The organism is Streptomyces sp. NBC_01515 (assembly GCF_045040345.1).
Lineage (GTDB): Bacteria > Actinomycetota > Actinomycetes > Streptomycetales > Streptomycetaceae > Streptomyces.
The window spans coordinates 3577827-3590874 of record NZ_CP109416.1; the positions used below are offsets into that span (position 1 = coordinate 3577827).

General features: G+C 71.1%; 9 protein-coding genes and 1 pseudogene. 7 read left to right on the forward strand and 3 right to left on the reverse strand.

The annotated features are described in order from the left end of the window. Positions 1-57 precede the first annotated feature (57 nt). From cobT to OG407_RS15880, 3 genes are all read left to right on the forward strand, one after another. Positions 58-1272: a nicotinate-nucleotide--dimethylbenzimidazole phosphoribosyltransferase gene (gene cobT, locus OG407_RS15870; protein ID WP_405858603.1), complete on the forward strand. Its 1215-nt coding sequence runs from the start codon at positions 58-60 to the stop codon at positions 1270-1272. Positions 1273-1449: 177 nt separating this feature from the next. After that, the gene (locus OG407_RS15875) at positions 1450-3216 is read left to right on the forward strand and encodes a phosphatidylglycerol lysyltransferase domain-containing protein (RefSeq protein WP_405858605.1); all 1767 of its coding nucleotides are present in this window, start codon (positions 1450-1452) and stop codon (positions 3214-3216) included. Further along, a complete protein-coding gene (locus OG407_RS15880; RefSeq protein ID WP_405858607.1) occupies positions 3213-3881 on the forward strand; it encodes a hypothetical protein in 669 nt (222 codons plus the stop codon). Before OG407_RS15875 ends, OG407_RS15880 begins: the two co-directional genes overlap by 4 nt. A 25-nt stretch (positions 3882-3906) precedes the next feature. Here OG407_RS15880 and OG407_RS15885 read toward each other — a convergent pair whose 3' ends face one another. After that, positions 3907-4674 carry a hypothetical protein gene (locus OG407_RS15885; RefSeq protein ID WP_405858609.1) on the reverse strand — a complete coding sequence of 256 codons (768 nt, stop codon included), beginning with the start codon at positions 4672-4674 and terminating at the stop codon, positions 3907-3909. Between the two features lie 60 nt (positions 4675-4734). Between OG407_RS15885 and OG407_RS15890 the strand changes: the two genes are divergently transcribed. Beyond that, on the forward strand, positions 4735-5511 hold the full coding sequence (locus tag OG407_RS15890) for an adenosylcobinamide-GDP ribazoletransferase (protein ID WP_405858611.1): 777 nt from the start codon (positions 4735-4737) through the stop codon (positions 5509-5511). Between the two features lie 85 nt (positions 5512-5596). Here OG407_RS15890 and OG407_RS15895 read toward each other — a convergent pair whose 3' ends face one another. Further along, entirely contained in the window at positions 5597-6400 is an 804-nt protein-coding gene (locus OG407_RS15895) for an endo alpha-1,4 polygalactosaminidase (RefSeq protein WP_405868431.1), read from the reverse strand. Between the two features lie 363 nt (positions 6401-6763). Further along, positions 6764-7092 (reverse strand): annotated as a pseudogene (locus tag OG407_RS15900) (hypothetical protein); the annotation flags it as partial. A gap of 572 nt (positions 7093-7664) precedes the next feature. On the opposite strand from OG407_RS15900, the gene OG407_RS15905 reads away from it, so the two are divergent. The 3 genes from OG407_RS15905 to sucB all read left to right on the forward strand — a co-directional run bounded on the left by OG407_RS15905 (position 7665) and on the right by sucB (position 12765). After that, a complete protein-coding gene (locus OG407_RS15905) occupies positions 7665-9188 on the forward strand; it encodes a leucyl aminopeptidase (protein ID WP_405858613.1) in 1524 nt (507 codons plus the stop codon). Positions 9189-9492: 304 nt separating this feature from the next. Further along, entirely contained in the window at positions 9493-10881 is a 1389-nt protein-coding gene (gene lpdA, locus OG407_RS15910; RefSeq protein ID WP_365615787.1) for a dihydrolipoyl dehydrogenase, read from the forward strand. Positions 10882-10938: 57 nt separating this feature from the next. Further along, positions 10939-12765: a 2-oxoglutarate dehydrogenase, E2 component, dihydrolipoamide succinyltransferase gene (sucB, locus tag OG407_RS15915; protein WP_405858615.1), complete on the forward strand. Its 1827-nt coding sequence runs from the start codon at positions 10939-10941 to the stop codon at positions 12763-12765. The last annotated feature ends 283 nt before the right edge of the window (positions 12766-13048 follow it).

Below are 13048 nucleotides of genomic sequence, written 5' to 3' on the forward strand. Positions count from 1 at the left end.
GCGTGTGGTGGCCATGTGGCGCTGTCGCGTTCGATCGCTGCCGGTACTGTTCGGCGAATGAGCTCGCTTAATCTCGACGACTTCTCCGATCTGATCGAGCGCCCCGACGGCGGTGTGCGCCGTGACGCGGAGGCGCGCCGCGAACGTCAGATCGTGCCGCCCGGGTCGCTGGGGCGGCTCGACGACCTGGGTGAGTGGCTGGCGGCGGCGCAGGGCGCCGTTCCGGTGCGGCCGGTCGAACGGCCGCGTGTGGTGTTGTTCGCGGGCGACCACGGGGTCGCCGAACTCGGTGTGTCGGCCCGACCGGCGGGCAGCGCCGGGGAGTTGGTGCGGTCGGTGCTGGAGGGCGGCAGCCCCGCCGCGGTGCTCGCCCGGCGGCTCGACGTGCCGGTGCGGATCGTGGACATGGCCCTGGACTGCGACCCCGGCTCACTGCCGGACGAGGTCGTGAAGCACCGGGTACGGCGGGGCAGCGGACGCATCGACATCGAGGACGCGCTGACGCTGGAGGAGGCGACGGCCGCGTTCGAGGCAGGCGTCGCCGTCGCGAACGAGGAGGCCGACTCCGGTACGGATCTGGTGGTCCTCGGCGATGTGAGCGTCGGTGGTACGACGTCTGCGTCCGTGTTGATCGCCGCGCTGTGCGGGACCGACGCGTCCGTCGTCACCGGGCGGGGTGGGCTCGCGATCGACGACCTCGCGTGGATGCGCAAGTGCGCGGCGATCCGGGACGCGCTGCGGCGGGCCCGGCCGGTGCTGGGCGACCAGTTGCAGCTCCTCGCGACGGTGGGCGGCGCCGACCTCGCCGCGATGACCGGCTTCCTGCTGCAGAGCGCCGTACGGAAACTGCCGGTGATCCTGGACGGCGTCGTGGCCGCCGCGTGCGCGCTGGTGGGCCAGCGGGTCGCGTTCCGCGCGCCGGACTGGTGGCTCGCCGGCCAGAACAGCGGCGAACCGGGCCAGGCGAAGGCACTGGACCGGATGGCCCTGGAACCCCTCCTCGACCACGGCGTGACGGTGGGAGAAGGCGCGGGCGCACTGCTGGCACTGCCCCTGGTACAGGCCGCGGCGGCACTGGCGGCCGAACTCCCGCTGAAGCCGGATGAGTTGGCGGAGCCGGAGGAGGTGCCGGCGGAGGCGGAAGAGTCGGCGGAGCCTTCCGTAGCGCCTGAAGCGGCAACTCAAGCGGCGACTGAGCCGGAGCGGGCCGTGGACCCGGAGAAGGCCGACGCCCCGGCCGACGCCGAGGCCGAGAAGCCGACCGACACATAGCGGCCGACCGGGACCGAGGACCCGGCCGGGACCGAGAAGCTTGCCGACGCACGGCAGCCGCCGGGGTCGGCAAGTCGGTCCGTCAGGGGCGTGGAGTCCTCGGAGTGACCGGGGCGTGATCGTTGTGGTGGCGGATGAGAACCGTTCGTCGGGGCAACGCCCATATGATCCTCCTTCATGGGAGATGTCCGGGTCGGGCCCGTTCAGGAACGTCACAGCTCTGGTGCCTCGCGGCGGGCCGCGGCCTTCGCCGTCTGGTATCTGCGGGCCGTCGCGTTCATCAACTTCCTCAGCGCGGCGTGGGTTTCGCTGGGGCAGGACGTACGACGGCACAACCAGGAGAACTTCTTCACGCCGTATCTGCTGACGGCAGGCTTCGCGTCCGGGGTGTTCACGGCGTTCCTCGCCATCACCATGCGGCGCCGCAAACGCGCCGCGTGGATCCTGAACCTGGTGGTCAGCGGGCTGTTCCTGGCTCTGTTCGGGTTCGCCATGTCGTTCCAGGAGATCCGTCAGTACCCGCAGAACTGGATCTCCCTGGTGCTGACCGCCGCGTTCGTCGCCGCGCTGGTGGTGGGGCGGCGGGAGTTCTACGCGAAGGGCGACCGGTCCAACCCCCGGCTCGCCGCCGTCGTCGCCGTCGGCGGCACCCTGGCCGCCTCCCTGCTCGCCGCACTGCTGGTGACGGTCACCAACCAGGCGCACGACGCGTCCCGTTCGACCTTCGTGGAGCGCTGGCGCTACGGCGCGTTCCGGCTGGTGTCCATCGCCGCCCCGGAGAATCGCTTCCCCGGCATCTGGACCCCGAACTGGGTCAACGTCGTCATCAACGTCCTCAGCACGATCCTGGTCCTCGCCGTGTTCTACGCCGCGTTCCGCTCCCGGCGCGCCGTCGACCCGCTCACCGAGGACGACGAGAAGAAGCTCCGGGCGCTGCTGGAGCGACAGGGCGAGCGGGACTCCCTCGGCTACTTCGCGCTGCGCCGGGAGAAGAGCGTGGTGTGGTCGCCGACCGGCAAGGCGGCCGTCGCGTACCGGGTGGTGGGAGGGGTGTCGCTGGCCTCCGGCGACCCGATCGGCGACCCGGAGGCGTGGCCCGGCGCGATCGAGCCCTGGCTGGCGGAGGCACGGGCTCACGGATGGATTCCGGCCGTCATGGGCGCGAGCGAGGAGGCGGGCACGGTCTACGCACGGCACGGCCTCGACGCCCTCGAACTCGGGGACGAGGCCCTCGTCGAGGTCGCCGAGTTCACCCTCGAAGGGCGCGCCATGCGGACCGTACGGCAGGCCTTCAACCGGGTGAAGCGGGCCGGGTACACCGTGCGGATCCGGCGGCACGAGGACATCCCGGCCGAGGAGATGGCGTATCTGCTGAAGCGCGCGGACGACTGGCGCGACGGGGCCACGGAGCGCGGGTTCAGCATGGCGCTCGGGCGGCTCGGGGACCCGGACGACGGGCGGTGCGTGATGCTCGAATGCACCGATGGGGAGGGCGAGTTGAGGGCGGTGCTGTCCTTCGTGCCGTGGGGTCCGCACGGGCTGTCGCTCGACCTGATGCGCCGGGACCGCGACTCCGACAACGGGCTCATGGAGTTCATGGTGATCGAACTCCTGCGCCGCGCCCAGGACATCGGCATCACCCAGGTCTCGCTCAACTTCGCCATGTTCCGCTCGGTCTTCGAACGGGGGGCGCGGATCGGCGCCGGACCGGTGCTGCGGCTGTGGAGGTCACTCCTCAGCTTCTTCTCTCGCTGGTGGCAGATCGAGTCGCTGTACCGCGCCAACGCCAAGTACCGGCCCATCTGGGAACCCCGGTTCCTGCTCTTCGAGAAGAGCGCGGACCTGCTGCGCATCGGCCTCGCGGCGGCGCGCGCGGAAGGGTTCCTGGAAGCGCCCGGCCTGCCGAAGTGGCTGCACCGCAAGCACCTGGAGACGCACAGATGAACCGTCTCGCCCGCTGGGCCCGCGCCGAATGGGGACTGCTCTACGTCACCGTGCGCGAGCCGCTCCTGAAGCGGGGCCGGCGGGCGATCCCGATGACGATCGGGGCAGTGCTGCTGACGGCGGTCCTGCAGTTCGTGCAGAACCAGTCGTGGGGCTATCAGTTCGTGCAGGACACGGGCGCCGTACGGGCCGTGGATCCGCTGTGGCTGGCCCTCCTCCGCACCCCGCTCTCCCTCTTCGTCCCGGCACTCGACCTCCCGGTGTGGGGCGCCCTGGCCCAGATCCTCTTCGTGTTCGGCATCGCGGAGATCACCCTCGGCCGCTGGCGCACCCTGGTCATCGCCTACGCCGCGACCCTCGCCGGCACGCTCTACGCCCGCCTCGGCATCCGGCTCGGCTTCGACAACCCGTTCGGGCTGCCCGGCTCGGACCGGCTGGTCGTGGACACGGGTCCCTCGGCCGCCGTGGTCGGCCTCGCGGTGTTCGTCGCGTGGCGCTACGGCGCGTACGCCACGGCCCTCGCGGTGACCGCGGCGATAGTGATCGAGGTGATGCTGAAGGGCAACCTCGCGGGCAAGGAACATCTGGCGGCGATCATCGCGGTGGGGTTGCTGTGTCTGGCGTCGGCGCTACGGCACCGCGGGCGGGCGGTGGGCCGGCGGTGAGCTGAGCGGGCCGGGCGCGGTGTCCTCATCGGCGCCCGGGAAGCCGTAGCGGCTCCGGGTCCGGTTTGCCGCCGATCCAGTCCTGGACGGTGCGGCGCGGGCCCGCCCAGCGGCGGTCGTGGTGGTAGGCGCGCAGGGTGGAACGGGCTCGGGCCCGGTGACGGCGCTTGCGGTAGAAGCGCTTGGCCCACGGGGAACCCGGGCGGGCCAGGCGGATCGCGCCGACGACGGCGACCAGCGGGACGAGGACGCCGAAGACCGCCGTGCGGGCCTTGCCCTTGCTCAGGGCGATGAGGGAGAAGAGGAAGTTCACCGCGACGCTGACGATCACGCTCGCGCGGTCGTGGAGTTCGGTGTCGGTGAGGTCGTTGACGCCGAAGGGCGAGAAACCGGCGAGGACGAAGCCGACCAGGGCCGCCGTGAGCACCACCGCCTCGACGCTCTTGCGGCCCGCCTCGGTCCAGTACACGTCGTCGAGGTAGAGGATCAGCGCGAACTCGTCCAGGACCAGGCCCGCGCCCATGCCGAAGACGATCGCGAACACCGCCGATCCGACGCCGTAGCGCGTGCTGGCCACCGCGCCGAAGCCGCCGATCACGGTGAGGACCACGCCCGGGACGACGTGGTGGATGTGCACGTCGCCGGCCTTGATGTTGCCGAAGGGGCCCTTGCCCGCGCGGATCAGGCGGGTGATGACCCGGGTGATGAGGAAGGTCAGGACGAAGGCGGTGAGCGCGAGGAGCAGGGGGAGTTTGCCCGGCTCGACGATGTTGCGGTGCAGCCAATGTCCCATATGCGCACTTTAGCGACGGCCGCCGGGGGTGCCCTCCTGACCGCCGGGTAATCTGCGCCGGTGTCCAAGACCTCGCCCCTCGACGGCCTCCGCTTCGCGTTCGGCACGCTGACCGTTCTCCCGGTCGGGGTGACCCGCTGGGATCGTGATGCCGCGCGCGCCGGGATGCTGGTGGCGCCGGTCGTGGGGGTGGTCGTCGGAGGGTGTGCGGCGGGGGTCGGGCTGCTGTTTCTGTTCCTGGGGGCGGGGTCGCTGCTTGCCGCGGTGGCCAGTGTCGCCGTGCCTGCCGTTCTCACGCGGGGGCTGCATCTGGACGGGCTCGCGGACACCGCCGACGGGCTGGGCAGCGGGAAGCCGGCGGAGGATGCGCTGCGGATCATGAAGCAGTCGGACATCGGGCCGTTCGGGGTGCTCGCTCTTGTCTTCGTGCTTCTGGGGCAGGTGGCCGCGCTGGCTCAGCTCTACGGCGACTCCTGGGCGCGGGGTGCGGTCGGGGCCGTTGTCTCCGCGGTCGCCGCACGGTTGGCGCTGACGTTGGCCGCGCGGGGCGGGGTGCCTGCGGCTCGGCCTGAGGGGTTGGGGGCGGCGGTTGCCGGGGTTGTGCCGGTTCGCTGGGCGCTCGGCCTGGGGGTGGGGGTCGTGGTCGTGGGGTGGGCGTGCGGGGTGGCTCTGGGGATCCATGGGATCGGCCCCGCGTTTGTTGTGGCCCTGGTTGTCGCCGAGGTTCTTCTGCGGCACTGTCGGCGGCGGTTCGGTGGGGTCACGGGGGATGTGTTCGGGGGGCTTGCGGAGAGTGCGGCTACGGCTGCGTTCGTGGTGCTTTCGTTTGGTGGGTGAGTGCGGGTGGGTGGGGGCTGGTCGCGCAGTTCCCCGCGCCCCTAGGTGGGTTGCCCTCAGGTGTGTTCGACAGAACCCGGCGTAGTCAGCAAGCCTTGCGCCACGCACCCAACTCGTACTTCTTCTCCAGGGAACTCAGCTTCAGGCGGCGGGAGTCGGGGCAGAAACGGCTGGTCGGAAGGTCGTACTCGACGTGGAAGACGGCCTTGTTCGCCTTGATGAACGGGGTCAGGGTGTCGCACTCGTCGTACTGGGCGCACTGTTCGTTGACCGCGAAGTCGAAGTCGCTTACCAGGGCGGGGATTTGGTCGAGGTCGTTCTTCAGGCCTACGGCCATGCCCCGGTCGTGGGACAGCTTGGCGATGAGGCGGTTGTAGCGGAGTTGGTCGGCGGCCTTGAGAGGGAAGCCGGTGTCGTTGCGGTAGCCGTCCATGTTGTCGGGCTCCACCGCGTCGAAGCCCTTCTCCCGGCACATGTCCAGGCGGGCCGCCATCAGGGGTTCGAGGACGTCCGTGCGGCGGATGTCCAGCCAGCGTTCGCCCTTCCAGCCGTTGCCCTTGCCCAGCACCGACTTGGGGAACTTCTTGGCGTCCGGCCGGAAGTCCTCCCAGGCGCCGGTCGAGATGTAGCAGATGACCTTGCGGCCCTTGGCGTGCAGCGCGGTCACCGTCGCCTTGGACTGGTCGAAGCCGTCGATGTCGTAGACCGGCACGTCGATGGAGGTGTCCAGACGGCCGCTCAGCTGCCACTGCCAGGCCACTCCCGGACGGGGCTGCCAGCGCTTCCCGGTGGTCGGCGTGGGGGTCGGCTCGGCGTCGGGGGTGGTGGTGCAGCCCGCGAGGAGCAGGAGGAGGGCGAGCAGTGGGGCGGGGCGGATCGGGCGGATCATGGAACGGGCTCCAGGGTGTGGGGCAAGGTACCCCACGGATGATCTCCCATGCCCGGTACCGCGCAGTGCACCGAGGCCCTCCGCGCACGGGCCTCCGCCTCGAAGTGGGCGTGGGCGTCGGGCGGGACGAGGTGGCCGAGGTGGGTTCCGTTTGTGCCATGCCAGGGGTGGGGGGGGGTCGTGCCGTGGTTCAGCACGAGCGTGCCGCGGCCTGTGGCCCAGGCGGCGGTGGCGATGCGTTGGTAGTGCCCGAACTCGGCCTGGCTGGACGCCACTTGGTCTAGGAATGTGCCGTCCGCGCCGTACCCGTCGCGGTAGTGGGTCAAGCCCTCTGCTACGTCCGGGTGTTGCGTAGGCCGGTGAGGCGTAGTGCGGGAGCGGGTCGTTGCTGATGGCGTGGCCGAGGTCGGTGGCCACCTCCTGCGGGACGATGTAGTCGTCGTAGCCGGTGGTGGTGTCCAACGGGGTTGCCAGACAAGTGGAGTTGGGGTTGTTCTCGCAGACTCCGCTGCCGCCATCGTCGGCGGTGGAGGTGTAGGTGGAGGTGTAGATCCAGTTGTACTCGTCGGCCATCTCCGCCTTGGTGCCGCGTTGTTGTACACGTTCATCGGGTAGCGAGGCACAGTGAGCGCGTCGCCGACGGCCCGCTGGTCGCTCTCGCGGGAGTGGTCGGAGGCCGCCCACGTGATGCCGTACGTCGTCCCGTAGGCGTCCAGCGCGCCTTCGCTCTTCAGCTGGGCGGCGACGGCCTCGACGGGACTGTCACCGTTGTCCACCCCACCAGTACCTTGGGATCGACGCGCGGCTCGTCGGCGGCAGATGGGCCGGGTGCCTCCAGGCCCAGCGCCGGCAGTCCCGGGGCCGCCAGTACCGCGGCCCCGGCTCTCCACCTCTGCTTTCTCTGTGCCGTGCCGCCCCTCCCCCAAGCGATCCCCCCTGCGGTCGTCTCGCGGAGGATCCGCGGAAGGCATGCGAATCGATGAGCATGTCGCCCACATGAACCTCACGGGTGTGGCGCAGGACATCCAGGGTGAGGATCGAGAAGTGGCCGCTCCGCTTCCGGCAGGTGAACCCCTCGCGGGAACAGGTGAACCCCCCGCGCGAATGAGCCACGACACCCACGCGCGTACGCTCGTCGTGGGCGCTCCACCAGCCCCCTATGCCCACCACCGCCGCAGGTCGGAAATAGGGTCGGCTGTCGGGCCCGGTCGACCCACCCCGATCGACCACAGGAACTTCACATCGGAAGCGAGAATTCACCACTGTGACTGCTCTCACTCTCAGCACCGCCGCGGCGCCCGGCCTGCGGGCCGACGCGATCGTGATCGGTGTCGGCAAGGGCGGCAAGGGCCCGGTCGTCGCACCGGGCGCCGACGCCGTGGACAAGGCGTACGACGGCAGGCTCGCCGGCGTCCTGGAGACCCTGGGCGCCTCCGGTGCCGAGGGCGAGATCACGAAGCTCCCCGCACCGGCCGGCTTCAAGGCCCCGCTCGTGCTCGCGGTGGGACTCGGCACCGAGCCCGAGGAGGGCGAGGCGTACGGCGCCGAGGCGCTGCGCCGGGCCGCCGGTGTCGCCGCCCGCGCGCTCACCGGCGCCAAGAAGGCCGCCTTCGCGCTCCCCCTCGCCGACGCCGCCGACGCCGGCGCGATCGCCGAGGGCGCGCTGCTCGGCGCGTACTCCTTCGACGCGTACAAGGGCAGCGCCAAGGACGCGAAGGCGGGCGGCAAGGCCCCCCTCGCCGAGGTCGCCCTGCTCGGCGGCAAGCCGCGCGACAAGGAGTACAAGGCGGCCGTGGAGCGTGCGCTCGCGGTCACCGAGGAGCTCAACCGCGCCCGCGACCTGATCAACACCCCGCCGAACGACCTCGACCCCGAGGCCTTCGCCGCCGTCGCGCAGACCGCGGCGAAGGAGCACGGCATCAAGGTGCAGGTGCTGGACGAGAAGGCCCTGGAGAAGGGCGGCTACGGCGGCATCCTCGGCGTCGGCGCCGGTTCCGCGGCCGGTCCGCGGCTGGTGAAGCTGTCGTACACGCACGCCGACGCGACCAAGCACCTCGCGTTCGTCGGCAAGGGCATCACGTACGACTCGGGCGGCATCTCGCTCAAGCCGGCCGGGCACAACGAGACGATGAAGTGCGACATGAGCGGTGCGGCCGCGGTGTTCGCGGCCGTCGTCGCCGCCGCGCGGCTGGGCCTCGCCGTCAACGTCACCGGCTGGCTGGCGCTCGCCGAGAACATGCCGTCCGGGTCCGCGACGCGTCCCGGTGACGTGCTGCGGATGTACAGCGGCAAGACCGTCGAGGTGCTCAACACGGACGCCGAGGGCCGGCTCGTCCTCGCGGACGCGCTGTGGGCCGCGTCGGCGGAGAAGCCGGACGCGATCGTGGACGTGGCCACGCTGACCGGGGCGATGGTTCTGGCTCTCGGGAGCCGGACGTTCGGTGTCATGGCGAACGACGACGCGTTCCGGGCGGCGATCGTGGACGCGGCCGAGGAGGTCGGCGAGCCGTCGTGGCCGATGCCGCTGCCGGAGCACCTGCGTAAGGGGATGGACTCTCCCACCGCCGACATCGCGAACATGGGTGAGCGGATGGGTGGAGGGCTCGTCGCCGGGCTGTTCCTGCGGGAGTTCGTGGGTGAGGGGATCACCTGGGCGCACGTCGACATCGCTGGGCCGGCGTTCAACGAGGGCGGGGCGTTCGGTTACACGCCCAAGGGCGGGACCGGGTCTGCGGTGCGGACGTTGGTGCGGCTGGCTGAGTTGACTGCTGCCGGGGATCTGGGCTGACGTTCGCCCAGTAGCTCGGTGCCTTCAGGTGCGTGGGCGACTGCGGGACGGCCTGTGGCCGGTCGCGCAGTTCCCCACGCCCCTGGGGGGTCGCACCCAGGGATGGTAAAAGCCGCAGCGTCTCTCAAGTGAGCGTGTGGTGTCTCACACCCGGGCCCGGCGTCTCGTTGGGCCTCGACAAGTGCGAAGATGGGCTCGGCAGGACAGGGCCCCCACCACAGGGCCGATGAAAGAGCGGCCGGACACCAGCCGCCGCGCGGTCACTGAAGACCTGCGTACGGCGCACATGCATGGAGGACGTGACGTGGCGAACGACGCCAGCACCGTTTTCGACCTAGTGATCCTCGGCGGTGGCAGTGGCGGTTACGCCGCGGCGCTGCGCGGGGCCCAGCTGGGTCTGGACGTCGCTCTGATCGAGAAGGACAAGGTCGGCGGCACCTGCCTGCACCGAGGTTGCATCCCCACCAAGGCCCTGCTCCACGCGGGCGAGATCGCCGACCAGGCCCGCGAGAGCGAGCAGTTCGGCGTCAAGGCCACCTTCGAGGGCATCGACGTACCGGCCGTCCACAAGTACAAGGACGGCGTGGTCTCGGGCCTGTACAAGGGACTCCAGGGTCTGATCGCATCCCGCAAGGTGCACTACATCGAGGGTGAGGGGCGGCTCTCCTCCCCCACCTCCGTCGACGTCAACGGCCAGCGCATCCAGGGCCGCCACGTCCTGCTGGCGACCGGCTCCGTGCCGAAGTCGCTGCCGGGCCTGGAGATCGACGGCAACCGGATCATCTCCTCGGACCACGCCCTCGTCCTGGACCGCGTCCCGCAGTCCGCGATCATCCTGGGCGGCGGTGTCATCGGCGTGGAGTTCGCCTCCGCGTGGAAGTCCTTCGGCGCCGACGTGACGATCATCGAGGGCCTGAAGCACCTCGCTCCTCTTGAGGACGAGAACTCCTCCAAGCTTCTTGAGCGCGCGTTCCGCAAGCGCGGCATCAAGTTCAACCTGGGCACCTTCTTCTCGAAGGCCGAGTACACCGAGAACGGTGTCAAGGTCACCCTCGCCGACGGCAAGGAGTTCGAGGCCGAGCTGCTGCTGGTCGCGGTGGGCCGCGGGCCCGTCTCCGCCGGTCTCGGCTACGAGGAGCAGGGCGTCGCGATCGACCGCGGCTACGTCACGGTCGACGAGTACATGCGGACGAACGTCCCGACCATCTCCGCCGTCGGCGACCTGGTCCCGACGCTCCAGCTCGCGCACGTCGGCTTCGCCGAGGGCATCCTGGTGGCGGAGCGTCTGGCCGGTCTGAAGACCGTTCCGATCGACTACGACGGTGTCCCCCGGGTGACGTACTGCCACCCCGAGGTCGCCTCCGTGGGCATCACCGAGGCCAAGGCCAAGGAGATCTACGGCGCGGACAAGGTCGTCGCTCTGAAGTACAACCTCGCGGGCAACGGCAAGAGCAAGATCCTCAACACCTCGGGCGAGATCAAGCTCGTCCAGGTGAAGGACGGTGCCGTGGTCGGCGTCCACATGGTCGGCGACCGCATGGGCGAGCAGGTCGGCGAAGCCCAGCTGATCTACAACTGGGAAGCGCTGCCCGCCGAGGTCGCCCAGCTGATCCACGCCCACCCGACGCAGAACGAGGCGCTCGGCGAGGCCCACCTGGCACTGGCGGGCAAGCCTCTCCACTCCCACGACTGACCCCCTCGGTCGGACGACGACACAGACTTCCGCAATTCGTAAGGAGCAACCGAAACCATGGCGGTTTCCGTAACCCTTCCGGCGCTCGGTGAAAGCGTCACCGAGGGCACTGTCACCCGCTGGCTGAAGGCCGAGGGCGAGCGAGTAGAGGCCGACGAGCCGCTGCTCGAAGTGTCGACCGACAAGGTCGACACCGAGATCCCCTCGCCGGTCGCCGGTGTGCTGGCCTCCATCAAGGTGGCCGAGGACGAGACCGTCGAGGTCGGCGCCGAGCTGGCCGTGATCGACGACGGTACCGGCGCTCCCGCCGCTGCCCCGGCCCCGGCCGCCGAGCCCGAGGCGGCTCCGGCCCCCGAGCCCGCTCCGGCCCCGGTCGCCGAGGCCCCCGCGGTTCCGGCGCCCGCCCCGGCCGCCCCCGCCGAGGCCCCTGCCGCTCCGGCCGGTGGCGCCTCCGGTACCGACGTCGTACTGCCCGCACTGGGCGAGTCGGTCACCGAGGGCACCGTCACCCGCTGGCTGAAGGAGGTCGGCGAGGAGGTCGCGGAGGACGAGCCCCTCCTGGAGGTCTCGACCGACAAGGTCGACACCGAGATCCCGTCCCCGGTCGCCGGCGTCCTGCTGGAGATCCTGGTCGGCGAGGACGAGACCGCCGAGGTCGGCGCCAAGCTCGCCGTCGTCGGCGCCCCGGGTGCCGCTCCGGCGGCTGCCCCGGCCCCCGCCGCCCCGGCGCCCGCTCCGGTGGCTGCCGCTCCGGCTCCGGCTCCCGCACCGGTGGCCCCCGCGGCTCCGGTCGCCCCGCCCGCCCCGGCTCCGGCGCCCGCTCCGGTCGCCGCCGCTCCGGCTCCGGTCGCCCCCGCCGCCCCGGCCCCCGCGCCGGTCGCTGCTCCGGCTCCGGTGGCCCCGGCCGCTCCGGCGCCCGCCGCCGCGCAGGCGACGGACGACGGCGCGTACGTCACCCCGCTGGTGCGCAAGCTCGCCTCCGAGAACGGCGTGGACCTGGGCTCCGTCAAGGGCACCGGCGTCGGCGGCCGTATCCGCAAGCAGGACGTCATCGCCGCCGCCGAGGCAGCGAAGGCCGCCGCGGCAGCCCCGGCTCCGGCCGCTGCCGCCGCACCGGCCGCCACCGCCTCCGCCAAGAAGGCCCCCGTCCTGGAGGCCTCCCCGCTCCGCGGCCAGACCGTCAAGATGCCCCGCATCCGCAAGGTCATCGGCGACAACATGGTCAAGGCGCTGCACGAGCAGGCGCAGCTGTCCTCGGTCGTCGAGGTCGACATCACGCGCCTGATGAAGCTCCGCGCCCAGGCGAAGGACTCCTTCGCCGCCCGCGAGGGCGTCAAGCTCTCCCCGATGCCGTTCTTCGTGAAGGCGGCGGCCCAGGCGTTGAAGGCCCACCCGGCCATCAACGCCCGGATCAACGTCGACGAGGGCACGATCACCTACTTCGACACCGAGAGCGTCGGTATCGCGGTGGACTCCGAGAAGGGCCTGATGACCCCGGTCATCAAGCACGCGGGCGACCTGAACATCGCCGGTATCGCCAAGGCCACCGCCGAGCTCGCGGGCAAGGTCCGGGCGAACAAGATCACCCCGGACGAGCTGTCCGGCGCGACCTTCACCATCTCCAACACCGGTTCGCGCGGCGCCCTGTTCGACACGATCATCGTGCCCCCGAACCAGGTCGCCATCCTCGGCATCGGTGCCACGGTCAAGCGCCCGGCGGTCATCGAGACCGAGGAGGGCACGGTCATCGGCGTCCGCGACATGACGTACCTGACCCTCTCCTACGACCACCGCCTGGTGGACGGCGCGGACGCCGCCCGCTACCTGACGGCGGTCAAGGCGATCCTGGAGGCGGGCGAGTTCGAGGTCGAGCTCGGCCTGTAGCCGACTCGTCAGTCACCTGGCCTGTTGTTTTGTACGGTGCCCCCGTTCCGGAACCTTCCGGGCGGGGGCACCGCGCGTTTCCCGGGCGCCCGGCAGGCCGTATGCCGCCGAGCATCCCGGCGTACGATCCCGTCGGGTGCCGGCGCCGGTGTGGCCGCCGGACGGGACGCACAGCCGACCCCGGCCGACTCGGCCGAACTCCCGGGTGCCGTCCGGTCTCACGAAGACCCGGGCGCCGCCGGGAGCGGGATGCCGGCGATGATCCGTAACCGCGCGGTGCCCG

Bases quoted from the DNA above. Each gene is read 5' to 3' on its own strand.
- cobT (WP_405858603.1), top strand. From the start codon at position 58: ATGAGCTCGCTTAATCTCGACGACTTCTCCGATCTGATCGAGCGCCCC.
- OG407_RS15875 (WP_405858605.1), top strand. From the start codon at position 1,450: ATGGGAGATGTCCGGGTCGGGCCCGTTCAGGAACGTCACAGCTCTGGT.
- OG407_RS15880 (WP_405858607.1), top strand. From the start codon at position 3,213: ATGAACCGTCTCGCCCGCTGGGCCCGCGCCGAATGGGGACTGCTCTAC.
- OG407_RS15885 (WP_405858609.1), bottom strand. From the start codon at position 4,674: ATGGGACATTGGCTGCACCGCAACATCGTCGAGCCGGGCAAACTCCCC.
- OG407_RS15895 (WP_405868431.1), bottom strand. From the start codon at position 6,400: ATGATCCGCCCGATCCGCCCCGCCCCACTGCTCGCCCTCCTCCTGCTC.
- sucB (WP_405858615.1), top strand. From the start codon at position 10,939: ATGGCGGTTTCCGTAACCCTTCCGGCGCTCGGTGAAAGCGTCACCGAG.